Below are 24,086 nucleotides of genomic sequence, written 5' to 3'. Positions count from 1 at the left end.
CCGTCAGAACGTGGACGACGTACCCGCTGTGTCGGTCGGACTAGGTCTCATCCGAGAAAATCCGTCTGCGGACAAGTCAGGGGTGTTGCAGGGCCATTCCTTGTCGCCTTACCCAGTAGTATGTAGAGAGTTGCCCCGAACCGGGGTAGACCGCTGCATGGGAACCCCGGGAGCAGAACAGCGATGGCTGCCGGGCGCGTACCGCGTGGTGTGACTCAATGGCGATGTAAGGAGCGGACGCACTCGTGGCCGACAGCACCGAACCCCAGAATCCGGAACAGCCGGAACAGCCGGAACCGACCAAGAAGGCCCCGACCAAGAAAAAGGGCAGCGACTACGGTGCGGATTCGATCAGCATCCTCGAAGGCCTCGAGGCGGTTCGCAAGCGTCCCGGTATGTACATCGGTTCCACCGGTGCGCGCGGCCTGCACCATCTGATCTGGGAAGTCGTCGACAACTCGGTCGATGAGGCCATGGCGGGCTACGCCTCGCGGGTCGACGTCACCCTTCGCGCCGATGGCGCGGTGCAGGTGGTCGACGACGGCCGCGGGATCCCGACCGGCATGCACAAGACGGGCATTCCGACCGTCGAGGTCGTCATGACACAACTGCACGCCGGCGGAAAGTTCGACTCGGACTCGTATGCGGTGTCCGGTGGTCTGCACGGTGTCGGCATCTCGGTGGTCAACGCACTGTCGAAGACGGTCGAGCTGGAGATCAACCACGCCGGCTTCTCTTGGGAGCAGACCTACACCAATGCAGTTCCGGGGCCTCTCAAGAAGGGCGCGCCCACCAAGAAGACCGGCACAACCGTCAGATACTGGGCCGACGAGAAGATCTTCGAGACCACCACCTACGACTTCGACACCATCGCGCGCCGCCTGCAGGAAATGGCCTTTCTCAACAAAGGTCTGACCATCACCCTCACCGATGAGCGGCCGGCGACCATCGAGGTCGGCGACGCAGACGACGTCGACGTGGCAGAGGCACCCAAGTCCGAAGACGAACTGGCCGAGGAAGCCGCCAACACCGAGCTCGCCGACGAAGCCGTCGTCGACGCCGAGGGCAAGCCGGAGAACTCGAAGAAGAAGAGCCGTACCCGTATCTATCACTACCCGGGTGGTCTCGAGGACTTCGTCCGTCACCTGAACAATCGCAAGACCGCCATCCACAACTCCGTGCTCAGCTTCACGGCCAAGGGCACAGGCCACGAACTCGAGGTGGCCATGCAGTGGAACAGCGGATACGCCGAGTCGGTGCACACGTTCGCCAACACCATCAACACGCACGAGGGCGGCACCCACGAGGAAGGTTTCCGTTCCGCGCTGACGGCGACCGTCAACAAGTACGCCACCGAGAAGAAGCTCGTGAAAGACAAGGGCGACAAGCTCACAGGCGAGGACATCCGTGAGGGCCTGGCCGCTGTCATCTCGGTCAAGGTCGCGGACCCGCAGTTCGAGGGTCAGACCAAGACCAAACTCGGCAACACCGAGGTCAAGAGCTTTGTGCAGAAGGTGAGCAACGAGAACCTGGCGCACTGGTTCGAGTCCAACCCTGCCGAGGCGAAGATCATCATCCGCAAGGCAGTGGAGTCGGCGAACGCCCGGCTGGCCGCCCGCAAAGCGCGAGAGTTGGTGCGCCGCAAGAGCGCCAACGACATCGGTGGGTTGCCGGGCAAGCTCGCGGACTGCCGCAGCAAAGACCCGAGCAAGTGCGAGGTCTACATCGTGGAGGGCGACTCGGCCGGCGGCAGCGCCAAATCGGGACGTGACTCGATGTACCAGGCGATCCTGCCGATCCGCGGAAAGATCATCAACGTCGAAAAGGCCCGTATCGACCGTGTTCTCAAGAACACCGAGGTGCAGTCGATCATCACCGCCTTCGGTACCGGTATCCACGACGAGTTCGACATCAGCAAGTTGCGGTACCACAAGATCGTGCTGATGGCCGACGCCGACGTTGACGGACAACACATCTCGACCCTGTTGATGACGTTGCTGTTCCGTTTCATGCGACCACTGGTGGAGCACGGTCACGTGTACCTCGCTCAGCCGCCGCTGTACAAGCTCAAGTGGCAGAAGGGTGCACCGCCGGAGTTCGCGTACTCCGACCGTGAGCGCGATGGTCTGCTCGAGGCCGGTGCCCAGGCCGGCAAGAAGATCAACAAGGACGACGGCATCCAGCGGTACAAGGGCCTCGGCGAGATGAATGCCAAGGAGTTGTGGGAGACCACGATGGACCCCTCGGTGCGTGTCCTGCGTCAGGTGACGCTCGATGATGCCGCCGCCGCCGACGAACTGTTCAGTGTGCTGATGGGGGAGGACGTGGTGGCCCGGCGGAGCTTCATCGCCCGCAACGCCAAAGACGTTCGCTTCCTGGACGTCTGACGGACTCCGCTTCCATCTGCTTCGACCTGACACGACGAAAGTGAATTGATGACCGACACCTTGCCACCGGACAGTGGCGCCGGAGACCGCGTCGAGCCGGTAGACATCCAGCAGGAGATGCAGCGCAGCTACATCGATTACGCGATGAGCGTCATCGTCGGCCGCGCGCTGCCCGAGGTCCGCGACGGACTCAAGCCGGTGCACCGCCGACTGCTCTACGCGATGAACGACGCCGGGTTCCGGCCCGACCGCAGTTACGTCAAGTCGGCCAAGCCGGTCGCCGAGACCATGGGTAACTACCACCCGCACGGCGACACCGCGATCTACGACGCGCTGGTGCGATTGGCGCAGCCGTGGTCGATGCGGTATCCGCTGGTCGACGGCCAGGGCAACTTCGGTTCCCGCGGCAACGACGGCGCGGCCGCGATGCGGTACACCGAGGCCCGGCTGACGCCGCTCGCGATGGAGATGTTGCGTGACATCGGCGAGGAGACAGTCGATTTCACTCCCAACTACGACGGCAAGACCCAGGAACCGACGGTCCTGCCCTCACGGGTTCCGAACCTGTTGATCAACGGGTCGAGCGGCATCGCGGTGGGTATGGCCACCAACATCCCGCCGCACAACCTCGGTGAGGTGGCCGACGCCATCTTCTGGGCACTCGACAACTACGAGGCCGACGAGGAGAGCACCCTCGAAGCCTGCATGGAACGCATCAAGGGACCCGACTTCCCAACCGCCGGACTGATTGTCGGCGGCCAGGGCATCCGCGACGCGTACACCACCGGCCGGGGCAGCATCCGTATGCGAGGCGTGGTGCGGATCGAGGAGAACAAGGGTGCCACCACCCTTGTCATCACCGAGCTGCCGTACCAGGTGAACCCCGACAACATGATCTTGTCGATCGCCGAACAGGTGAACGAGGGAAAACTCAAGGGCATCAGCAGGATCGACGACGAGTCGTCGGACCGAGTCGGCATGCAGATCGTGGTCACGCTGCGTCGCGACGCCGTGGCCAAGGTGGTGCTGAACAACCTCTACAAGCACAGCCAGCTGCAGACCAGTTTCGGCGTGAACATGCTCTCCATCGTGGATGGTGTTCCGCGAACGTTGCGCCTGGACAAGATGATCCGCCTGTACGTCGAGCATCAGATCGACGTCATCATCCGGCGTACCCGTTACCGGCTGCGTAAGGCCGAAGAGCGGGCCCACATCCTGCGTGGTCTCGTCAAAGCCCTTGACGCACTTGATGAGGTCATCGCGCTGATCCGCCGGTCGCAGACCGTCGATCTGGCGCGTACCGGTTTGATCGAGCTGCTCGACGTCGACGAGATCCAGGCCGACGCCATCCTGGCGATGCAGCTGCGCAGGCTCGCGGCCCTGGAACGGCAGAAGATCGTCGACGAGTTGGCGGAGATCGAGATCGAGATCGCCGACTACAAGGACATCCTCGCCAAGCCGGAGCGCCAGCGCGCCATCGTGCGCGACGAGCTGGCCGAGATCGTCGAGAAGTTCGCCGACGAGCGACGCACGAAAATCATTGCCGCAGACGGGGATGTGTCCGACGAGGACCTCATCGCCCGCGAAGACGTGGTGGTCACCATCACCGAGACCGGCTATGCGAAGAGGACGAAGACCGATCTCTACCGCAGCCAGAAGCGCGGCGGTAAAGGTGTGCAGGGTGCCGGTCTCAAGCAGGACGACATCGTCCGGCACTTCTTCGTGTGCTCCACCCACGACTGGATCCTGTTCTTCACCACCAAGGGCCGGGTCTACCGGGCGAAGGCGTACGAACTGCCGGAGGCCAACCGCACCGCCCGTGGCCAGCACGTCGCCAACCTGCTGGCATTCCAGCCCGAGGAGCGCATCGCCCAGGTCATCCAGATCAAGAGTTACGAGGATGCGCCCTACCTGGTGCTCGCGACCCTCAACGGACTGGTGAAGAAGTCGCGTTTGGTGGACTTCGACTCCAATCGCTCCGGCGGCATCTTCGCGATCAACCTGCGCGGTGAGGACGAGTTGGTGGGCGCACAGTTGTGCAGCGCCGACGACGACCTGCTGCTCGTGTCGACGAAGGGACAGTCGATCCGTTTCTCGGCCACCGACGACGTGTTGCGTCCGATGGGGCGGCAGACCTCTGGTGTCCAGGGCATGCGGTTCAACGACGATGACCAGTTGTTGTCGCTGAATGTGGTCCGCGAGGACACCTACCTGTTGGTCGCGACATCGGGTGGCTACGCCAAGCGCACCGCGATGAGCGATTACCCCGTGCAGGGTCGCGGCGGCAAGGGTGTCCTGACGATCCAGTACGACAAACGCCGCGGCGCGTTGGTGGGCGCAGTGATCGTCGACGACGACAGTGAGCTCTATGCGATCACCTCCGGGGGCGGCGTCATCCGCACCGGTGCGCGGCAGGTTCGCAAGGCCGGACGCCAAACCAAGGGCGTCCGCCTGATGAACCTGGGCGAAGGAACTACGCTCTTGGCTATTGCCCGCAATGCCGACGAGCCGGATGAACCGGCTGACACGCAGAACGGGCCGGCCGGCAAGAAGTAGCTGAGGCGAACGCAAAGGAACGCATGAGCACAACTGACGAGCCCAACGAACCCAAGGTCGCGGGCGAACCGAACGGCACCAGTGGGCCGCCGAAAGGTCCGCAGGGATCGTCGGGCAGCGGTGGTGAGCAGGACACGGCGGCCTCCGCCGCGGCGAACTCCTCGGCCAACGGCGCACGTCCTTCGGTGTCAGTGCAGGATCAGGCGCCGCGGTCGGACGCCGGTCAGGGTCAGGCCCCGGCCCAGGGTCGGCCTCCCGGCAACGGGACCGGCCCCGGTGGCGTGCCTCCTTGGCAGCGTGCCGGCTCGCAAGGCGGCCAGGGGCAGCCCACCGGCCCCGGGCAGCCGTCGGCATCGGCAACCGGCCCACAGCCGCAGATCAAGCAGCCGCCCCAGCAGCCACCTCAGCAGCAGGGGTCGGGCCGGGGTCCTGCCGGCCCACCTCCGGGTCGCCAGCCCGGTCCGGGTGCTCCGGCACCGACGGCCAAGCGCCCGGTGATCACCGGCACCGCAGCACCCAAGTTGCCGGGTTCGGAGACCGACTCGACCAGTCGGTCTCCGCTGTCGAAGCCGATCGACGGCCCGACCCGCAACATCGACCGGCGCGACCTTCCGCAGGAAGATCTGCCCGACCTCGATGCCATCCATCATCCGGAGGCCTCGCAGCCGGCCAATCGCTCGTTCGAGGCGATGCCTTCGCCGAGTGCCATGGGTGCGTTGCGCGCTGCTGTCCAGATCCGCCGGATCGACCCGTGGTCGGCGTTCAAGGTGTCTGCGGTCCTGTCTGTCGCCTCGTTCTTCATCTGGATGATCGCGGTGGGTGTGCTGTATCTCATCCTCGACGGCATGGGCGTCTGGGATCAGCTGAACAACTCCTTCGGCACGCTGGTGTCCAGTGACACCACCGCGGAATCCTCGTTCGAGATCAGCGCCGGAGGTGTGTTCGGTATCGCGGCTCTGATCGGCGCGGTCAACGTCGTGCTGTTCACCGCTCTGGCCACCGTCGGATCGTTCATCTACAACCTGTCGTCCGACCTCGTGGGTGGTGTGGAGGTAACCCTCGCCGACCGCGACTGAGGGGCTTTTGACCAGCCGTTTTGTCGCGGGGGCACGCAGTCGGGTAATCTCTGACTTCGGTTCACGGGCCTATAGCTCAGGCGGTTAGAGCGCTTCGCTGATAACGAAGAGGTCGGAGGTTCAAGTCCTCCTAGGCCCACTGTGACGACGAACCGAACCAAGGGACCACCACCCAAGGGGATGAGCGGATGAAGGCAGTTGCAGTAGCGATCGCCGCAGTCGCACTCGTCGTCGCGGGCCTGCTCACGGAATCTCGGCGCAACATCGAGGTGTGGCATGGTCTACCCGAAGGTCAGAGCGATCTGACAGCCGGTTGATCCGGCAAACGGGGCCTTAGCTCAGTTGGTAGAGCGCTGCCTTTGCAAGGCAGATGTCAGGAGTTCGAATCTCCTAGGCTCCACAAAGCACGAACTGCACCACCCTGATTCGGCCGTCAGGCCCCCGAGGTGGCGCACGCGATCAAAGCCCGTAAGAGTGGCTGTATGGATTTGCGAATATTTGTCGAACCCCAGCAAGGTGCAACCTACGACGACCAGCTTGCAGTCGCGAGAACTGCGGAGGCAGGCGGATTCGGGGCGTTCTTCCGTTCCGACCACTACCTGGCCATGAACGTCGAGGGTTTACCGGGCCCGACCGATGCGTGGACCACCCTGGCCGGGCTCGCCCGCGAGACCAGCACCATCCGGCTGGGCACGCTCGTGTCCTCGGCAACGTTCCGCCATCCGGGCCCGCTCGCGGTCACCGTCGCCCAGGTGGATCAGATGTCGGGCGGTCGGGTGGACTTCGGACTCGGCGCCGGTTGGTATGCCGCCGAACACGAGGCCTACGCGATCCCGTTCCCGGATCTTCGCGAACGGTTCGACCGACTCACCGAGCAGCTCGCCGTCATCTCCGGATTGTGGACCACACCGGTCGGGGAGAAGTTCTCGTATTCGGGCGATCACTACACCGTGACCGACTCTCCGGCGCTACCCAAGCCCGTTCAGTCGCCCGCACCACCGATCGTCATCGGTGGTGCGGGGAAGAAGCGCTCAGCAGCTCTGGCGGCGCAGTACGCCGCGGAGTTCAACGTGCCGTTTGCACCCGTCGAGGACGTCGAGGCGGCGTTCGGACGAGTCCGGGCCGCCTGTACCGACCGGGGCCGCCCGGCCGACGACCTGACGTACTCAGCGGCGCTGGTGGTGTGCGCCGGACGTTCCGACGCCGAGCTGACCCGCCGAGCCGACAACATCGGGCGCGGGCTCGACGATCTGCGCCGAGATGGTCTGGCGGGTTCACCGGACGAGATCGTGGACAAGATCGGCACCTACGCGGCGATCGGCGCCACAAGGATCTACTTACAGGTGCTCGACATGTCCGACCTCGAGCACGTCGAGTTCATCGCCGAGACGGTGATCCCGCAACTCTGATCTCGCAGCGCTTTGACCGTGTGAGCGTCGCTCAGTAGCCGAAGTCCCGGCGTCGGCGTGACTCGATCTCACGCCGGCGCCGGAGTTCGGCCTGATCGAGGTGTCCGGTGTCGTCATAGTCCACATCGTCACCACCAGCTTGGCCGGACCAGATGCGGATCCCGCCGAGGACAAGCGGGAACACGATGAACACCAGCCAGGCGTTGGGCACGCCGAAAACCACCTGCAGCAGAAGAAAGAGCAGCAGGGTGCCGCCACCGGCGAACAGGTTGAGGGTCTGGATCAGCTTCTTGCCCGGCGCGCGCTGGACACTGTTGTTGCGAGGTGCCTGGGCAGGGGAAGAATCACGGGCAAGGGCAGGCGCGGACGATCCTGAGCCGAACGGGGTGGGTTCAGGTAGATCGCCGAAGAGCTTGTCGAGCTCGGAGCGGGTGTGCGCGGCCGCGGCCAGCTGAACGCGTTCTTCGTACTCGGTGTGGTCGAGTCGACCACTGGTGAAATGCTCACCGAGTGCGTCGAGGGCGCGACCCCGCTCATCGTTGCCGATCCGGATGTCGCGGGTCTTGTCATCGTCCATGCAGCAATTCGATCACGCGCCGGCGGTCCGTGCTGTGTGGTTGGAAGGCTCCGCGGTTGGACGGCGCTGTGGTTGGAAGGCGCTGTGGTGGAGAGGCTCAGTTGCCTTGGCCGACGATGTACAGATAACCGGCGAGAACCAAGATGCCCGCTGCCAGATAGAGATACCCGACCCACAGGGCGGCGACCGCGAACGGCATACCCTGCTCGCCGGTCCGCCGGATCTGTGACCGCGCAACGTGGCCGCAGACGATCCCGATCAACGAGGTGACCCCCAGCACCGACAAGATCAACGCGACGATGGCGGTGACATTGGTCTTGTTGGATCGCGACGCGGGCGCAGGGCTCATCTCGGCTCCGGACTCCTGATCTGCTGGGTGGTCGCCCTGCGGACCGTCATAACGGGTTTCTGCCGGATCAGACGTCTGCGAATAGGCACTGCTCAACGGCGCGGGTGAGGCACCGAGACCAGCCGCAGGGCCGCTCAGTGGTGCCGGAGAGGAGGGAGGCGGCTGACGTCGCCGAGGATCTTCTCGTGGGCGGTCGACCGGGCCGGGATTGAAGGGCGGAGGTCCGCTGGGACCAGGCCGTGGGGCATAACCACGACCCGGCTCGGGCGGAAGGCCACCTTGCGGGGCCGGAGCCTGAGGGGGGCCGGGCCGGTAACTCGGCGGTGGGCCTTCGGCAGGCCCGGTGCGCGGTTGCCATGCCGGAATGGGCTCGCCATGGCGGCGTCGGTTGCCCTCGCCGTTCTCAACACTCACCCGTCACACCGTACCTGCCGCAGCGACCGCAACTGCCGCGCCAACCTCAATTGGCGGATTGCCCGTTCGTGGACTGACCGGCGGGGTCGACGGACTCGGCTTCGGTCTCGACAACCGGCACGTCGGCCAGACGCGGGGGAGCAGCGGCCACCGATGGCGGTTGCGGACGCGTGCGACGACTGATCGCGAAGGCGGCCGCACCTGCACCCACCAGCCCGGCCACGATCAGGGCGATCCTGAGGCGACGACGAGAAGGCGACCTCGTGGTCACCAGCTGGTTGGGGAGTGCATCGACGAGCCCGGCGCGTTCGAGGGCATCGACGACGGTGGGGTTGCTGATCGTCACAGGGAGCACGTCGGCGGCCCGGTCGCGGTACGCGGCGGTGAGTTCGCGAGCCTCGGCGGCCAGCTCGGACTCCTTCGAACGCGCCTGGGCCGCGACCTTCTTGGCGCCGGCGAGTGCGACATTGCCGGCCCCTCGGGTGGCGACGGAGGCACCGAGCAGCGATTTGCGCGCGCCGGCGACGCTCAACCCGGCGGACCCACGGGTGAGGTTCGACAACCCGGCCAGGGTCTGTCGACCGCCGAGCTTCACCCGCTGCCCGGCGCTGCGGGTAGCGGCACGTTGACGGACCGCTTTCAGTTCGGATTCGAGTTTGCTCATGAAACCTCCTCGGTGAAACCATTGCGGACTGTTGTCCACCCTAGTGGGCGCGGACAGGTGGGACTCAACGGTGCTCGGCCCGCCGAGTCCTCGGCGGATCGACAGCGGGATGTTCCCGGCGAACCAGCCTTCGGCTGACGTCCACAAGACGCGTATTCGATTCCTGTGACAGCTTTTTGAGCAGATCGAATGCCTGCACGCCGTCGAGGTCGTACCGCTCCATGATCATGCCCTTGGCCTGGCCGATGATGTCGCGTGATGCCAACGCACTCTCGAACTCGTCGTGACGACGGACGGCGTAGAGCGCGACAGCGGCGTGGGCGGCGTGCATCAGGCCGACCTCTTCGGCACCTTCGGTGAAGGCGAATGCGTTGTCGCCGTACAGGTTCAGCGCACCGGTCGCCTCGCGGTCGGAGTAGAGCCGAAATGACAGCGCCGACCGGATCGGCGTCGCCGCCAGTGCGGCGGACGAGAAAGCCGGCCAACGCTTTTCGACGGCGAGATCGTCGACGCGGATGGTGTGCTGATGTGTTGCCGCATCAACACACGGTCCTTCGCCGAGTTCGCTCTGCAATTGGTCGAGCCGTCGGGCAGCGCGTGAGGTCGCGGCCGTGGAGGTGATCTTGTTGCGTTTGGTGATGACGGTGATCCCGGCGTGATCGGCACCGGGAACATGCTCGACCGCGCTACTGGTGAGTCCTTCGAGGACCGACGCGATGCTCTCGGGAAGGCGCGTGCGGATGCCGCCGGCGAGCTCTTCGGTCACCGCCCGCAGATCGCTGCGATTCTCTCTCATCGCCTGTTGCCTTTCTCCCTCGGGAGCCGCCAGGCTCACATGGACAAAGATGCCGATCGAGTTGTCGGGGTCATGTGTCGATCCGGCGAGGGGCGGAAGGATCGGTGGGAGGATTGAACACGCCAGTCGCGCCGGGATCGGTCGGCGAGCTGTTCTGCGCCGCGACAACCGAGCGGGCATGCGCGGTGACGGTGACGCCATGAGCGCGCGCGAGCCGGGTCAGGAAGTGCCTGGCCTCGACGATCTCGATGCCGCGGTACTCGGCGATGATGCCGATGGCGGTCGCGACCACGCTGGTTCCCTCGAGCACCGTGTCGACGGATCTGCTGACGCCGGACTGCCGGGTGGTCGGCACACCGTTCGTGAGGGCTATGGCAACCAGATTGGCCAGGATCTGGCCGAATTCGCTCGGCTGACCGGATTCGTCCCAGACCTGCTGGGTGTGGATGACCAGCGAGCCGACGGGTGCCGACAGTGCCTTGATCGGGTAGGCGCGAACCCCGCGCAACCCGGCCGACACCGCGCGTTTCCGGTAGTCCGGCCATCTGGTGTCGTCGGTGGCCGAGAGGTCGGTGACCAGCGTGAGCGCCCCGTCGTAAACGCTGCTTCGCGCGGGGCCGGTGGTGTTCAGCTCGGGATCGGCGCCTACATCGGTCCGGCAGGATTCGGCCACTATGTGGAGGTCGTCTCCCGCTGTGGAGCGTCGATCATCGCGTAGGACGATCACCGCAGACAACGCATCGAAGCCCTCGCGGGCGTGGGTCACAACGGTTTGCAGCAGCGTGGGCAGATCGAAGTCGGTTGTCAGGGTTCCGGTCACATCGGCGATCGCGACCCGGTTCAGCACGTCACTCATCGTTCGGCCCGCCACATCTTCAGGTTCATGTGTCCTCCAGATCAGCTTCGTCACGCAGGTTCAGTCGGCGGGCCACCACGTCGTCGGACACGTCCTTGATGGATCGGCCGTGTTGGTACGAATATGCCCGTAGCCGGTCGAGGGCATCACCAGCCGGTACGCCGAGTTGCACGGCCGCCATCCCGGACGCCAGATACACCTGCGATCGCGAGAACGCGCCCGGCGAGTCGACCTGCGCCTCGCTGAGATTCTCCGCCGCAGCGTCGGCGCCGGTGGCGTGGTCCGTATTGGCGAGGTAGGCATCCCAGTTCTGCCGAACGGTGAACGCAGCCGTCGCCGCGATGGTCAGAGCCGCATTGAGCTCGTCGACCGCAAGAGCTCCGGGGGTACGACGATAGAGCTCGAGAACGCCCAGCGGGTTGCCGCCCTCCACCACGGGAAATGCGAATACCGACCGCACACCGATGTCGAGGGCTTCGCCGATGAACACCGGCCATCGGCCGTTCGCGGACGCATCGGTCAAATCGGGCAACAGCTGGTTGTTGTCATCGTGATACGCATCGAGGCACGGTCCTTCGCCGAGAGTGAACTGCAGTTCATCGATCTGCTGAGCCGTGGCGTCCGTGGCGTAGACGAGGTCGCGTACGCGGCTCGAACGGGTCAGCAAGGCGATGGCGGCACCGTCCACGCCAGAAAGCCGTACAACCGTCTCGCACAGTTGGCCGATGCCGGTGAACACCGAGGTGCCGGCCACGTTCTTGGTCGAACCGGCTTGGGATGGGTCGGGACCTGCGCCTTCACCCTCGGCCGGCGATCCTCTGTCAGAGGTGCCGTTCATCCTGCGCTCCCATCGCCTGAGCTCAAACCTACCCTTCGGGGCCATGACGCGTCGGTCCTTGGTCGGCTCGGCAGTTCTCCTGCACCAGGACAGCCGAACGCCGCCCACATGGTGCTGCCTTAACAGCGACCAGGGGCGGCGCTACCGAAATGACGATCTAGCCCATCTGAGCAATGATCGCGACCGCGCCGGCCGCGAACAGGAGAACTAGGATCACCACTCCGATGATCAAAGCAATCCCCGTGGGCGGGAAGTGGTTTCGCGTCCTTGGCTCGGAGTCCGACAAGCCAGAGGTCTGCGGAGCGTCTGGCGGGGTGGACCCCGGCGACACTCCGCCGCCGGGCTCGAGGCCTGGTGTGTTGGCAGGATCCGGGTTGGGATCGTTGTGGGCCGGCCCGGAACTACGGGTCATCGATCCTCGAGTTGTTCGGCCGATGCACCCGCGTATCCCGAGCTGTTGTCCCAGTTGTCGGGCAGGTCACTGCCGTCCTTCGGGAGTTCGGAGGCGTCGGGAGCGGTGGTTCCGTCAAGGGTCGTGCTGAGCTCTTCCGGTGCCTCGTCGACTCCCGGGGTGGTGCCGGAAACGTCCTTCTTTGCGTCGGTCATCGTCTCTCACTTTCGTCTCGACTCGTCACCAGCGAGGATCTCGAAGGTGGTGGGGCCACGGACTACTGCCGGGCTCCCGTGAGGTGGGTAGTACCCGCGGTGGCGATGGCAAAACCTGGCCTGCCGGTCGGCTGACGTCTGCGCCGACGGCGTTCAGTGGCACCATGGAGGCCGTGACCACAGCATTGAAAACCGCAACCGCGACCCTGCACACCAATCACGGTGACATCAGAATCGCCCTGTTCGGTAACCACGCGCCCAAGACCGTCGCCAACTTCACCGGCCTCGCCGAAGGGTCGAAGGAGTACTCCAAGCCCAACGCTTCCGGCGGAGACGCCGGACCGTTCTACGACGGCGCGGTGTTCCACCGCATCATCTCGGGCTTCATGCTCCAGGGCGGCGATCCCACCGGGACCGGTATGGGCGGACCGGGCTACCAGTTCGAGGACGAGTTCCACCCGGAACTCACGTTCAACCAGCCGTACCTGCTGGCCATGGCGAACGCCGGACCCGGCACCAATGGGTCGCAGTTCTTCATCACCGTCGGCCCGACCCCTCACCTGAACCGCAAGCACACCATCTTCGGCGTGGTCGAGGACGAGGAGTCCCAGAAGGTCGTCAAGGCTATCGAGGCCGTCCCGACCGACCGTCGTGACCGTCCGCTGGACGACGTGATCATCGAAAAGGTCACCATCGAGTCCTGACAGACCGCCATTCGGTCGTGCCGAGCTCTGCTCAGATGAGGACTGTGTGACATTCCAGAACCCGCCGTCGCCGCCCACCCAGGTGTGCGTCCGGCATCCTGACCGGCCGACGGGTCTGGCCTGCAGCCGGTGCGGCCGTCCGGCATGTCCACAATGTCTCACCCCGGCCGCAGTCGGCCAGCACTGTGTCGACTGCGTCCGGGCATCCGGGCGAGACACTCCACGGGCAACCGTGGTCGGACCTCGGGGCATCGGGTCGAAGACCCCGTGGGCGACGTATGTGCTGCTCGCCATAAACATCGCGGTGTTCGCGGCCACGGTGGCGCAGGCCGGCAGCTTCACCGAAGTCCGCGGCTCGCGGATCTTCTACGAGGGCGCGCTCTTCGGGCCCTTCCTCGCCGATGGCGAGTACTGGCGTCTGCTCACCGCCGGCTTCCTGCACTTCTCGTTGATTCATGTCGCGGTCAACATGTTCTCGCTGTACATCCTGGGCCGTGATGTCGAAATCACCCTCGGCACAGCACGTTTCGTAGGTATCTACCTCGCGTCGCTACTCGGTGGCAGCGCGATGGTCATGCTGTTCGAGAACCCGAACGCCATCAACGCCGGCGCTTCCGGAGCCATCTTCGGGCTGATGGGGGCCACGCTGGTGGTGGTGCTGCGGGCCAAGGTCCCGGCGGGGTTCGTACTGGGTGTGATCGGGCTGAACATCGTTCTCTCGCTGACCATCCCCAACATCTCCCTGTGGGCCCACCTCGGGGGGCTGGTCTTCGGCGCCGCCGCGGCCGCCGGGGTCCTCTACGGCCCCGGCCTTCTGCCCGCCGGGTCGCGTACCGCCCGTAACGTCGCCGCCGTCGGTTGGGCTTCGATTGCCGGGCTGATCGTGCTGGCGTTGCTGATCGGCGTGGCGCGCGCGGCAACTCTCACGGTCTGAGCTGCCGACCGAAAACGTCGAGCAGCTACTTTCTAATCTCCACGGGCAATCCGGCCTCGCGTAGTGCATCTGCCACATCCAGCGGGTTGGTCCCGAGATCCCACCGGCCGAGAATCACCAGTCTTTCCCCTTCGCGAGCCGCGGTGTCGTCGAGGTCGAACTCGAGATGCGGCACCTGGCGGCCGTAGCGCGAGTAGGTGAGCACCTGGGCGCGGCGCACCGCATCGAACGGGTATCTGCGCGCGCCGGTCACCGTGCGGATCTGGATCAGGTGTCCATCGATGATGGCGAGCCTGGGCCGCACCAGCAGCGCGATCGCGCCGAGTACCACCAACAACAATGCCGCGATCGACATCAGCACCAGGCCGGCCGGGTCGGGAGCAGAGAACGCCGCTGCGGCGCCGAGGAGTATGCCGCCGACCACCATGACCGCGCCCATCGCAGCCGGAGTGGACCACGCGAGAGAAGGCTGTGCCGAGTTATCCACAGGCCTTATCCACAGTGGGGATGAATTACACACATGTTGTTCAAGACTGTGGATGAACCATATCGCCTGGTCAGCGCCATTTCATGGTCATCAAGAGGCCAGCCACCATGAAACCGAAACCGATCAGGAAGTTCCAGGGTCCCAACTCGTACATCCAGTTGAGGATCTTGCCGTCGGCGCCGAGCGACTCCGGGGTGGCAACCAGGTAGAAGACGATCAGCCACAGCAGTCCCAGCACCATCAGGCCGAGCATGGTGGAGACGTACACCGGGCTCGACGGTCCGGTCTTCACCTTGACCGGAGTGCGGCTGGCGGGGTTGATCGTGTAATCGGTCTTCTTGCGGACCTTCGACTTGGGCATGGTTTCCTCGGTTCGCGGGCAAAAACGTCTCCCTATAACCTAGCCCACCTGGGATCGACGATGGGAGGCCCTCGCGTGCACCCAGGTATTGTTGACCACTGTGAATGAGCCACAGCCCGCGCGAATACTCGTGGTGGACAACTACGACAGCTTTGTCTACAACCTGGTCCAGTATCTGGGCCAGTTGGGTGTGCATGCGCAGGTGTGGCGTAACGACGATGCTCGGCTCGCCGACCCCGATGGTGCGATCAAGGATTTCGACGGTGTTCTGCTGTCGCCGGGTCCTGGCACCCCTCAGCGTGCCGGCGCCACCATGCCTCTTGTGAAGGCTGCGGCCGACCAGGGCACCCCTCTGCTCGGCGTGTGTCTGGGCCATCAGGCGATCGGCGCGGCCTTCGGTGCCACCGTGGACCGCGCGCCAGAACTGCTGCACGGCAAGACCTCGTTGGTCACGCACGACGACGACGCAGATGGCGTTCTGGCGGGCCTGCCCAATCCGTTCACGGCAACCAGGTACCACTCCCTCACCGTGTTACCCGAGACGATCCCGGCCGAGATCCAGGTGACCGCGCACACCGAGAGCGGCATCGTAATGGCCATGAAGCACCGCGAACTCCCCATCCACGGTGTGCAGTTCCATCCGGAGAGCGTGCTGACCCAGGGCGGGCACCGGATGCTGGCGAACTGGCTGACCGTGTGCGGCATGACCGTCCCCGATGGACAGGTCAGCACCCTCGAAGCGCAGGTGGCCGCAGCGCTCGGCTGACGACCACCCGGGCCGATCCTCGTTGTCGGATGGATCGGGGTGACTGCGGTCTTCCCGTGGTCAGGGAAGCAGGCTTGCCCGTCCGACCGTGATCGACACCGCCGCGTCCTTGCGGAGGAGACTGCCGGCCACGGGAGCCTGTTCGAGGACCTTCTCGTCGTCGGGGCTGCCCAGCGGCACGTTGCGCTGCACAGTGGTGAGGGTGGTTCGTTCCCACCCTGCAGACGTCAGGATCGTCTGGGCCTGCGCCGCCGTCCGGCCGCGCAGATCGGGCACCACGAACATGTTGCCGCGGCTGATGGTCACCTGCACGACACTGCGCTCGTCGACCACCTCGCCGGCGTTCGGCGATGAGCTGATCACCGTGCCCGACGGCAACTCCGAATCGGTGGCAACCACGGCTATGTCGAGGTTGAGCTGGTCGAGATTCGTCCGCGCCTGCGCTTCGCGCTGACCGGTGAGGTCGGGGACGGTGACCTTGCGTGGTCCGGTGCCGACCTGGATGGTGATCAGCTCGGTGACCGCCTGCGTACTGCGTGCGGCAGGTGCGGTGGCGACCACTTTGCCCTTGAGGTCGGCGGTGGAGGACACCTCGATCGACCGGGTGTTGGTGAATCCCAGATTGCCCAGCTCCGCAGTCGCTTCCGCCAATGTCCGACCACGCAGATCTGGGATCTGTTGCCGCAGTGGGCCGGTGGAGACGTACAGGGTGACGGTGGCTCCCTTGTCGACCTTCACACCTTCACCCGGAGTGGTGCGGGTGGGTGCACCGACCGCGACGGTCGGGCTCGGCTCGTCGCGTTGATTCACGCGGAACCCCATCCGCTCGAGTTCGGCCTTTGCGTCAACCGCCGACATGTCGGTGACTCGTGGGATCGACACCTGCGGCGTCACATCCGACGCCCAGGGACGCAGCAGCAACAGGGTCACGGCAGCGATCACCAAGGCCGCGAGCACACCGAATCCGGCGAACTTGAGAGCCTTGCGTCGCGTCTGCGAGTCGTCGTCATCATCATCGCGGCGGTGACTGGTGCCCGCCGGCCCGACGCGGGAGACACGCGCCCGAGGACCGGTGTCGATCAGCGCGGTGCGGTCCTCGTCCGACATCACGATCGGAGCACTCGGTTTGCCGCCGGCGAGCACCTTCATCAGATCCGACCGCATCTCGGACGCCGATTGGTAGCGGTTGGCCGGGTTCTTGCTCATGGCCTTGAGAACCACGGAATCCAGCTCGTGCGGCACTCCCTCGCGTACCGACGACGGGGTCGGGGGATCTTCACGCACATGTTGGTAGGCAACGGCCACCGGTGAGTCGCCGGTGAACGGCGGTTCGCCGGTCAGCAGCTCGAACAGCACACAGCCCAGCGAGTAGACGTCGCTGCGGGCATCGACGCTCTCGCCGCGGGCCTGCTCGGGTGACAGGTACTGAGCGGTGCCGATGACGGCCGCGGTCTGGGTCACGGAGTTGCCGGTGTCGGCCAGCACGCGGGCGATGCCGAAGTCCATCACCTTCACCGCGCCGGACTTGTCGATCATCACGTTCGCCGGCTTCACGTCCCGGTGAACGATGCCGTTCTGGTGTGAGAAATGTAGTGCCGCAGCCACGTCAGCGACCCACGTCATCGCCTGTCGAGGCTTGATGTACCCCTCGGCGCGCAGAACGTCTCGCAAGGTTTCGCCGTCGACGAACTCCATCACGATGTACGGCAGCGGCCCCTCCGGGGTGGTGGCCTCGCCGGTGTCGAAGACCTGGACGATCGTCGGGTGATTGAGGGCCGCCGCATTCTGCGCCTCACGCCGAAAGCGCAGGTAGAACGTAGGGTCGCGGGCCAGATCGGCACGCAACACCTTGATGGCCACATCGCGGTGCAGGAGCAGGTCACGCGCGAGGTGGACCTCGGACATACCGCCGAAACCGAGAGTCTCGCCCAGTTCGTATCGATCAGAGATCTGCCGGGGGTCGGCCATCAACCACCATCCTGTGGTTCGGGCTGCGCACTCGTACTGGCCTGTTCGTCGCCCTGGCCGAGCTGGTCATCGCTCTCCCGAGCCGGCAGGCCGGGGATCTGAATGCTCGGCAAGGTGAATCCACCGGTCGTCGACTCGGTGGTCGTCGTCGTTTCTTCAGTGGTTGTTGTGGTCGTACGCGTTGTTGTGGTCGTGGTTTCTTCGGTGGTGGTTTCTTCGGTGGTCGTCGGCGGAGGCGTGGTGGTCCTCGTTGTTGTCGTCGTGGTCGGTGTCGTCGACCTCGTCGGGACGTCGCCGGTGGTGTCATCGGAGTTGAGGATCAGGAAGCCGACCAGGACCAGCGCACCGAGCAGCAGGAGTACGGCCGCGGCGGCGAGCGCCTTCTGCCCTGTGGACCAGCCGTCTTGGCGATCCACCGGCACCGGTGCGACCACGGCACGGTGCTGCGGCGGCGGCGTGGGACGGGTCGCACCCGTCATCGGGGCCATCATCGCGGTGGCCGGCCGGGCTCCCGCCGCGGCGGCGGTGCCTGGCAACGGCGCCCGACGGCCCGCGCGCACCGCAGCCACCGCATCGGCGAACTCGCCGCCATCGGCGTACCGCTGTTTGGGGTCCTTCGCGATGGTGATCTCGATCAGTTCCCGGACATTGACCGGGAGGTCGGTCGGAAGCGGTGGTGCCTCTTCGCGGATGTGCTTCATCGCCACGGTGATGGCGCCGTCACCGAGGAACGGACGGCGGCCTGCGATCGCCTCATAGCCGACGATGCCGAGTGAGTACACATCGGACGCGGCGGTTGCGTCTTCGCCGAGCGCCTGCTCAGGCGAGATGTATTGCGCTGTGCCCATGACCATTCCGGTCTGGGTGACCGGCGCCGCATCCACTGCCTTGGCGATACCGAAGTCGGTGATCTTCACCCGGCCGGTGGGAGTGATGAGGATGTTGCCGGGCTTGACGTCGCGGTGCACCAGACCGGCGTCGTGGGCGGCCTTGAGCGCCCGGCCGGTCTGCTCGAGCATGTCGAGGGAATTGTTCAATGACAGCCGGCCGACGCGCGACAGCACCGCGTTGAGCGGCTCCCCGTTGACCAATTCCATCACCAGATAGGCCACCGAACCCGCACCCGGATCCTGCGCCTCGCCGTAGTCGAAGACGTTGGCGATCCCGGGGTGGTTCAGCTGCGCGGTGGTCCGGGCCTCGGTGCGGAACCGTTCCAGGAATTCGGGGTCGTCGGAGAACTCGGCCTTGAGGACCTTGACGGCCACGCGCCGATCGAGCCTGGTGTCCATGGTTTCCCACACCTGGCCCATGCCTCCGGTCGCGATCAACCGCATCAGCCGATACCGGCCTGCGATGGTCGTGCCACCCTGCAAACTCACCCGGTCACCTCTCACCTGCGAGCGCGTTGATCACGGCACGCCCGATAGGGGCGGCTGACGAGCCGCCCGTTGCCTGTAGTCCGCCGTCGCCGTTCTCGACGATCACCGCCACCGCCACCTTGGCATTGCTCGACGGACCGAACGCGATGTACCAGGCGTAGGGGGTCTCATCGGTGCCTTGGGTGTTGGAGTGCTCGGCGGTGCCGGTCTTCGATGCGATCGACACCGGCCCGCCGGATCCGCGGGTGTTGCGTTCGGAGTCGATCATCATCTCGGTCAGGGTCGCGGCGGTCTGAGCGCTGATCGGCTCGTTGAGCGAGTTGGGCCGGGTGGTGTTCAGGGTCTTGAGGTCCGGACCCTGCAACTTGTCCACGAGGTACGGCTGCATGCGAACCCCACCGTTGGCGATGGTCGCGGCGATCATCGCGTTCTGTAGTGGGGTGAACCGCACATCACGTTGGCCGATGGAGCTCTGGCCGAGAGCGGCGAGGTCAGGGATCGGGCCGACCGACGATTCGGAGACGGGCAGCGGGGTGTCGGGTAGTTCGGTGTCGACACCGAAAGCGTTGGCCTGGTTCTTGACCGCTTCGATCGGGTTCTGCAGTTTCTCGGTGGACAGTTGCACAAACGCTGTGTTGCACGAGTATTCGAGGGCCTGATGCATCGTCACCTGGCCACCGCTGGAGTCTGGACAGGTCTGACCGCCGTAGTTGGTCAGTCCGGTTTCGGTCTGCGGCAGCGTGTAACTGCTTGCCGCCGTAAGGCGTTCGTCTTGGCCGATGCCCTGCTCGAGCGCAGCGGCAGCGGTGATCACCTTGAACGTCGAACCAGGTGGGTAGGTCTCGTTGAGGGCCCGGTTGAGCATGGGCTGGAACCCGGTTGAATCCTCGGTGGGATTCCACGCGGCCCAGGCGTCTTCACGGACGGTGGTGTCGTGGCTGGCCAGCAGGTTGGGGTCGTAACTCGGCGTGGACACCATCGCCAGGATCGCGCCGGTGTTCGGTGCCAGGGCCACCACGGCTCCGCGGCAACCGCCGTTGCAGCCCTTGTTCATCTCGTCGAAGGCGATCTGTTGCGCCCGCGGGTCGATGGTGGTGATCACATTGCCCCCGCGTGGATCACGACCGGAGAACATGTCGGCGAAACGCTGTCCGAACAGCCGGTCGTCGTTGCCGTTGAGGATGGAATCCTCGGCCTGCTCGAGTCCCGAACTCGCGTACTGGAACGAGTAGTAACCGGTGACCGGTGCAAAGGCAGGCGCCCACGGTCCCGGATAGGTGCGCAGGTACTTGAGCCGGTCATCGGTGGGCACCGACTGCGCGATCACGTCCTGGCCGGCGGTGATCTGGCCGCGCTGACGCGAGTACTCGTCGAGGAGCACCCTCTGATTGCGTGGGTCGGCCCGCAGGTTGTCGGCTTTGAACACCTGCACGTAGGTGGCGTTGGCGAGCAGCACGAGGATGATCACCATGACCGCGATGACCACGCGGCGAATGGGAATGTTCATGAGCGCTTGACCATCTCGGTGGGCGCATCGGCGATGGGCGTCGACTTCTTCTTGGTCGGATCGGGCTCACGTGCGGCGTTGGACACGCGGATGAGCAACGCGACCAGGATGTAGTTCGCCAGCAGTGATGAACCGCCGTAGGACATGAACGGTGTGGTCAGGCCGGTCAGCGGGATCAGCTTGGTCACGCCGCCGACCACCACGAAGATCTGCACCGCGATCGTGAACGACAACCCGGTGGCGAGGAGCTTGCCGAAGCTGTCACGAACGGCGATGCCGGTGCGCAGACCGCGGACGATCAACACCAAATACAGCAGCAGGATCGCCGCGAGCCCCACCAGGCCGAGCTCTTCGCCGATGGTGGCGATGATGAAGTCGGTGTTGGCAAACGGCACGATGTTGGGCCGGCCGGAACCCAGACCGGTGCCGAACAGACCGCCGGTGGCCAGACCGAACAGGCTCTGGCCGACTTGGTAGCCCTGGCCGTAGAAGTCGCTGAACGGGTCCTGCCACACCGCGACACGCACCTGCAGATGCGAGAACAGCTGGTAGGCGACCAGTGCGCCCAGGGCGAACAGGCTGACGCCGATGATCAGCCAGCTCACCCGCTCGGTCGCCACGTACAGCATCACCAGCATGGTCGAGAAGATCAGGAGAGAGGTGCCGAGGTCGGCCTCGAACGCCAGGACGCCGATGGAGATGATCCACGCGGCGAGCAGCGGGCCGAGGTCGCGAGCGCGGGGCAGGTCCATACCGAGGAAATGCTTACCCGCGGTGGTGAACAGATCACGCTTGGACACCAGCAACGACGCGGTGAAGATGATGATCAGGATCTTCGAGAACTCGCCTGGCTGGATGTTGAACAGCGGGGTGCGAATCCAGATCTTGGAACCGTTGATCTCCGACATCGACGACGGCAGGATCGCCGGGATGGCCAGGAAGACCAGACCGCTCAGGCCCAGCAGGTAGCTGTACCGCGACAGCGTCCGGTGGTCGCGGATCAGGATCAGGATGGCCGCGAACGCGATGATGCCGAGGACCGCCCACAGAACCTGCTGATCGGCGTCGTTGGTGCGGTCGATGGGGTTGGCGGTCTCACCGTTCTGACCGGTTCCGAGGTCGAGGCGATGGATCAGGACGAGCCCGAGACCGTTGATGGTGGCCACCAGCGGCAGGATCAGCGGATCGGCGTAGGGCGCGAATCGCCGTACGACGAGGTGGGCGAAACCGTAGAGCAGGACGTAGGCGGCCATGTACTTGGCCAGTTCCCAGGTGATGCTCTGCGACTGCGCAGCCTCGACCAGGATGAGCGCGGTGAAGACGATGATCGTCGACAGGCCGAGCAACACCAGTTCGGAGTTGCGGCCTGTGTAGTTGCGGATCGGCCCGGAAGCCGGTGTCTGTGTGACGGCGGCCTGTGACATCAGCGCCCCCGACAGTTTTCCGGGGCCGTGACGGGCGGCGTGGTGGTGGACGTCAGCGGAGGCTGCGTGCTGGCACTGCCCGACTGCGGGAGCACCGGCGCGGGCTGTCCCGGTGTTGCCGGCGGCGGTACAGGACTCTCGGTACCCGGCGCGACGGGCTGGGCCGGACCCGGGGTGACGCCCTCGGCCGAGGCGGACTCCTCTTCAGGACACAACGGCACGAGGTTGTCCATCAGGTTGCGGACCTGTTCCTCGGCATCGTCGAGAGGCACCGGGTCGCGGCCTTCGAGCGAGGCGGGCGCCGTGCCGGTGAGGTCGGACACCTTCAGGGGTACGCAGTTCTCGGGACGATTGTTGTAGTCGGCGATGGTGACCGTCGGCCTGTCGGTGTCCATGGCTCCGGTGCAGGTGATCTTGCTCAGCTCGTGCAGGCTCAAGCCCAGGAATGACCCCTGCAATCCGCGGTAGAGCACCACCTCGCCGTTGTCGGCGCTGACGTAATAGTTCGAACGGACGATCGCCCGGCCCACGAAGACACCGGCGATGAGGACGGCGATCACGGCGAGAGCGATCCCACCGAGAATCCATTTACGCCGCGGGTGTGCTTGCGGCGGTTCGGGTTCGGGGGTTCCGATGGTCGGCCGCCGGGGCGACTGGGCAGGCGGGCGCAGCGCCGCCGCACGACCGGCCGAGGTACGCGGATCGGGAACGTACTCCTGGTCGTCGCCTCCGGCCGCGCCACCGACGATGGGCTGGCTGTCGCCGTAATCCACATCGACGACGTCGGCGACCACAACGGTGACGTTGTCGGGGCCACCGCCACGCAGGGCCAGCTCGATGAGCCGGTCGGCGCAGTCGCGGTAGTTCTCCACCGACGTCATGGTGTCGGCGATGGTCTCTTCGCTGACCACGTCGGACAGGCCGTCACTGCACAGGAGATAGCGGTCGCCGGCGCGGGCTTCGCGCACCGTCAGCGTGGGCTCGACCTCGGTACCAGTGAGCGCACGCATGATCAACGACCGTTGCGGATGTGTGTGTGCTTCTTCGGCCGTGATCCGGCCTTCTTCGACAAGGGTCTGAACGAACGTGTCGTCGCGGGTGATCTGGGTGAGCTGGCCATCGCGCAGCAGATAGCCGCGCGAATCGCCGATGTGGCACAGACCCAGGCGCGAGCCCGCGAAGAGGATGGCGGTGAGGGTGGTGCCCATGCCGTCGAGTTCGGGGGCCTCGGCAACCTGGTCGGCTATCGCCTCGTTGCCATGGCGGGTGGCCTCTTCGAGTTTCGCCAGGAGGTCGCCGCCGGGCTCGTCGTCGTCGAGGGGACGTAGTGCCTGGATGACCAGCTGGCTGGCCACCTCACCGGCTGCGTGGCCGCCCATGCCGTCGGCAAGGGCCAGCAATCGGGCACCGGCGTACACGGAGTCTTCGTTGTTCGCACGGACCAAGCCGCGGTCGCTACGCGCGATATAGCGCAACACCAGGGTCACGGGCGCAACTCAATCACGGTTTTGCCCACCCTGACCGGAGTTGCGAGCGGCACGCGCACAGCGGTGGTGACCTTCGCACGGTCGAGATAGGTGCCGTTGGTGGAGCCGAGGTCTTCGACATACCAGTCATCTCCCCGGCGGATCAGCCGGGCGTGGCGCTCCGAGGCGTACTCGTCGGTGAGAACCAGGGTCGAGTCGTCGGCGCGGCCGAGCAACACCGGTTGGGTGCCGAGCGTGATCCTCGTGTTGGCCAGGGCCCCATGGGTGACCACGAGATATCTGGCCCCGCCTTTGACCTTGGCGGGGGACCCGCCGCGGTTGCGGCGTTCGTATCGCGTCATGGGTCGTTGGCCGGTGGCGGCGTACACATCGGTGCGGATGACCCGCAGTACTGCCCACACCAGGAGCCACAGCAGCAGCAAGAAGCCGACACGCGTCAGTTGCAGCACTATGCCCTGCACGCTTTTCCACCTCCTGGGCCAGCCATCAACGTCCAGTGCATCTTATGGCCCAGTGTCGCTCCATCACGCATTCGGATGTC

24 protein-coding genes and 2 tRNA genes are annotated in these 24,086 nt (G+C 65.4%); 10 read left to right on the top strand and 16 right to left on the bottom strand.

Annotated features, from left to right (window positions below):
- The first annotated feature begins 245 nt into the window (after positions 1-245).
- The 7 genes from gyrB to WIMU1_RS07115 all read left to right on the top strand — a co-directional run bounded on the left by gyrB (position 246) and on the right by WIMU1_RS07115 (position 7,428).
- Positions 246-2,387, top strand: coding sequence for a DNA topoisomerase (ATP-hydrolyzing) subunit B (gene gyrB, locus WIMU1_RS07140; protein ID WP_084248081.1), 2,142 nt, complete (start codon positions 246-248; stop codon positions 2,385-2,387).
- A 48-nt stretch (positions 2,388-2,435) separates the two neighbouring features.
- Positions 2,436-4,943 carry a DNA gyrase subunit A gene (gene gyrA, locus WIMU1_RS07135; RefSeq protein WP_023954152.1) on the top strand — a complete coding sequence of 836 codons (2,508 nt, stop codon included), beginning with the start codon at positions 2,436-2,438 and terminating at the stop codon, positions 4,941-4,943.
- A gap of 23 nt (positions 4,944-4,966) precedes the next feature.
- Entirely contained in the window at positions 4,967-6,019 is a 1,053-nt protein-coding gene (locus tag WIMU1_RS07130) for a DUF3566 domain-containing protein (RefSeq protein ID WP_062796068.1), read from the top strand.
- Positions 6,020-6,084: 65 nt separating this feature from the next.
- Positions 6,085-6,158, top strand: a tRNA-Ile gene (locus tag WIMU1_RS07125).
- A gap of 49 nt (positions 6,159-6,207) precedes the next feature.
- Positions 6,208-6,336, top strand: coding sequence for a hypothetical protein (locus WIMU1_RS26640; RefSeq protein WP_255283872.1), 129 nt, complete (start codon positions 6,208-6,210; stop codon positions 6,334-6,336).
- Positions 6,337-6,346: 10 nt separating this feature from the next.
- A tRNA-Ala gene (locus tag WIMU1_RS07120) sits at positions 6,347-6,419 on the top strand.
- 82 nt (positions 6,420-6,501) lie between these two features.
- Entirely contained in the window at positions 6,502-7,428 is a 927-nt protein-coding gene (locus tag WIMU1_RS07115; protein ID WP_062796066.1) for an LLM class F420-dependent oxidoreductase, read from the top strand.
- A gap of 31 nt (positions 7,429-7,459) precedes the next feature.
- Here the strand turns inward: WIMU1_RS07115 and WIMU1_RS07110 are convergent, their stop codons facing one another.
- The 8 genes from WIMU1_RS07110 to WIMU1_RS07075 all read right to left on the bottom strand — a co-directional run bounded on the left by WIMU1_RS07110 (position 7,460) and on the right by WIMU1_RS07075 (position 12,528).
- The gene (locus WIMU1_RS07110) at positions 7,460-8,005 is read right to left on the bottom strand and encodes a DUF1707 SHOCT-like domain-containing protein (protein ID WP_062796064.1); all 546 of its coding nucleotides are present in this window, start codon (positions 8,003-8,005) and stop codon (positions 7,460-7,462) included.
- 97 nt (positions 8,006-8,102) lie between these two features.
- On the bottom strand, positions 8,103-8,450 hold the full coding sequence (locus WIMU1_RS07105) for a DUF4190 domain-containing protein (RefSeq protein ID WP_120802905.1): 348 nt from the start codon (positions 8,448-8,450) through the stop codon (positions 8,103-8,105).
- 364 nt (positions 8,451-8,814) lie between these two features.
- The gene (locus WIMU1_RS07100; RefSeq protein WP_062796057.1) at positions 8,815-9,432 is read right to left on the bottom strand and encodes a hypothetical protein; all 618 of its coding nucleotides are present in this window, start codon (positions 9,430-9,432) and stop codon (positions 8,815-8,817) included.
- Positions 9,433-9,496: 64 nt separating this feature from the next.
- Entirely contained in the window at positions 9,497-10,228 is a 732-nt protein-coding gene (locus tag WIMU1_RS07095) for a GAF and ANTAR domain-containing protein (RefSeq protein WP_084248179.1), read from the bottom strand.
- Positions 10,229-10,298: 70 nt separating this feature from the next.
- Positions 10,299-11,084, bottom strand: a complete 786-nt coding sequence (locus WIMU1_RS07090) for a GAF domain-containing protein (RefSeq protein ID WP_062796055.1) — start codon at positions 11,082-11,084, stop codon at positions 10,299-10,301.
- 25 nt (positions 11,085-11,109) lie between these two features.
- On the bottom strand, positions 11,110-11,922 hold the full coding sequence (locus WIMU1_RS07085) for a GAF domain-containing protein (RefSeq protein ID WP_062796053.1): 813 nt from the start codon (positions 11,920-11,922) through the stop codon (positions 11,110-11,112).
- 157 nt (positions 11,923-12,079) lie between these two features.
- Positions 12,080-12,334, bottom strand: a complete 255-nt coding sequence (locus WIMU1_RS07080; protein ID WP_062796051.1) for a DUF6480 family protein — start codon at positions 12,332-12,334, stop codon at positions 12,080-12,082.
- Positions 12,331-12,528: a hypothetical protein gene (locus tag WIMU1_RS07075; RefSeq protein ID WP_062796050.1), complete on the bottom strand. Its 198-nt coding sequence runs from the start codon at positions 12,526-12,528 to the stop codon at positions 12,331-12,333. Before WIMU1_RS07075 ends, WIMU1_RS07080 begins: the two co-directional genes overlap by 4 nt.
- A 164-nt stretch (positions 12,529-12,692) precedes the next feature.
- On the opposite strand from WIMU1_RS07075, the gene WIMU1_RS07070 reads away from it, so the two are divergent.
- Together WIMU1_RS07070 and WIMU1_RS07065 are read left to right on the top strand one after the other, a co-directional pair.
- Positions 12,693-13,232 (top strand): peptidylprolyl isomerase, encoded by a 540-nt coding sequence (locus WIMU1_RS07070; RefSeq protein WP_023959064.1) that lies wholly within the window; start codon positions 12,693-12,695, stop codon positions 13,230-13,232.
- 82 nt (positions 13,233-13,314) lie between these two features.
- Positions 13,315-14,166, top strand: coding sequence for a rhomboid family intramembrane serine protease (locus tag WIMU1_RS07065; protein ID WP_062797386.1), 852 nt, complete (start codon positions 13,315-13,317; stop codon positions 14,164-14,166).
- 25 nt (positions 14,167-14,191) lie between these two features.
- On the opposite strand, the gene WIMU1_RS07060 is transcribed toward WIMU1_RS07065, so the two are convergent.
- Both WIMU1_RS07060 and crgA read right to left on the bottom strand, forming a co-directional pair.
- Entirely contained in the window at positions 14,192-14,653 is a 462-nt protein-coding gene (locus WIMU1_RS07060) for a PH domain-containing protein (RefSeq protein WP_062796048.1), read from the bottom strand.
- Positions 14,654-14,723: 70 nt separating this feature from the next.
- On the bottom strand, positions 14,724-15,014 hold the full coding sequence (crgA, locus tag WIMU1_RS07055) for a cell division protein CrgA (RefSeq protein WP_023959067.1): 291 nt from the start codon (positions 15,012-15,014) through the stop codon (positions 14,724-14,726).
- Between the two features lie 100 nt (positions 15,015-15,114).
- Between crgA and WIMU1_RS07050 the strand changes: the two genes are divergently transcribed.
- Positions 15,115-15,780, top strand: a complete 666-nt coding sequence (locus tag WIMU1_RS07050) for an aminodeoxychorismate/anthranilate synthase component II (protein WP_030167098.1) — start codon at positions 15,115-15,117, stop codon at positions 15,778-15,780.
- A 60-nt stretch (positions 15,781-15,840) separates the two neighbouring features.
- On the opposite strand, the gene pknB is transcribed toward WIMU1_RS07050, so the two are convergent.
- From pknB to WIMU1_RS07020, 6 genes are read right to left on the bottom strand one after another with little or no spacing between them, the layout of a single operon-like run.
- Positions 15,841-17,748, bottom strand: a complete 1,908-nt coding sequence (pknB, locus tag WIMU1_RS07045) for a Stk1 family PASTA domain-containing Ser/Thr kinase (RefSeq protein WP_062796046.1) — start codon at positions 17,746-17,748, stop codon at positions 15,841-15,843.
- Positions 17,748-19,127, bottom strand: a complete 1,380-nt coding sequence (locus WIMU1_RS07040) for a protein kinase domain-containing protein (protein ID WP_084248079.1) — start codon at positions 19,125-19,127, stop codon at positions 17,748-17,750. Before WIMU1_RS07040 ends, pknB begins: the two co-directional genes overlap by 1 nt.
- A 4-nt stretch (positions 19,128-19,131) precedes the next feature.
- Positions 19,132-20,634 (bottom strand): peptidoglycan D,D-transpeptidase FtsI family protein, encoded by a 1,503-nt coding sequence (locus tag WIMU1_RS07035; protein WP_062796044.1) that lies wholly within the window; start codon positions 20,632-20,634, stop codon positions 19,132-19,134.
- Positions 20,631-22,058, bottom strand: coding sequence for an FtsW/RodA/SpoVE family cell cycle protein (locus WIMU1_RS07030; protein ID WP_062796042.1), 1,428 nt, complete (start codon positions 22,056-22,058; stop codon positions 20,631-20,633). Before WIMU1_RS07030 ends, WIMU1_RS07035 begins: the two co-directional genes overlap by 4 nt.
- Positions 22,058-23,545 carry a PP2C family protein-serine/threonine phosphatase gene (locus WIMU1_RS07025; protein WP_062796040.1) on the bottom strand — a complete coding sequence of 496 codons (1,488 nt, stop codon included), beginning with the start codon at positions 23,543-23,545 and terminating at the stop codon, positions 22,058-22,060. Before WIMU1_RS07025 ends, WIMU1_RS07030 begins: the two co-directional genes overlap by 1 nt.
- The gene (locus tag WIMU1_RS07020) at positions 23,542-24,006 is read right to left on the bottom strand and encodes an FHA domain-containing protein FhaB/FipA (RefSeq protein WP_030167109.1); all 465 of its coding nucleotides are present in this window, start codon (positions 24,004-24,006) and stop codon (positions 23,542-23,544) included. The genes WIMU1_RS07025 and WIMU1_RS07020 overlap by 4 nt, the downstream gene beginning before the upstream one ends.
- Positions 24,007-24,086 lie beyond the last annotated feature (80 nt).

Source organism: Williamsia muralis NBRC 105860 (assembly GCF_001598915.1).
In the GTDB taxonomy this organism is placed as follows: domain Bacteria; phylum Actinomycetota; class Actinomycetes; order Mycobacteriales; family Mycobacteriaceae; genus Williamsia; species Williamsia muralis.
The sequence above is the reverse complement of the archived record's forward strand: the minus strand, read 5'-3'. Positions and strand labels throughout refer to the sequence as shown.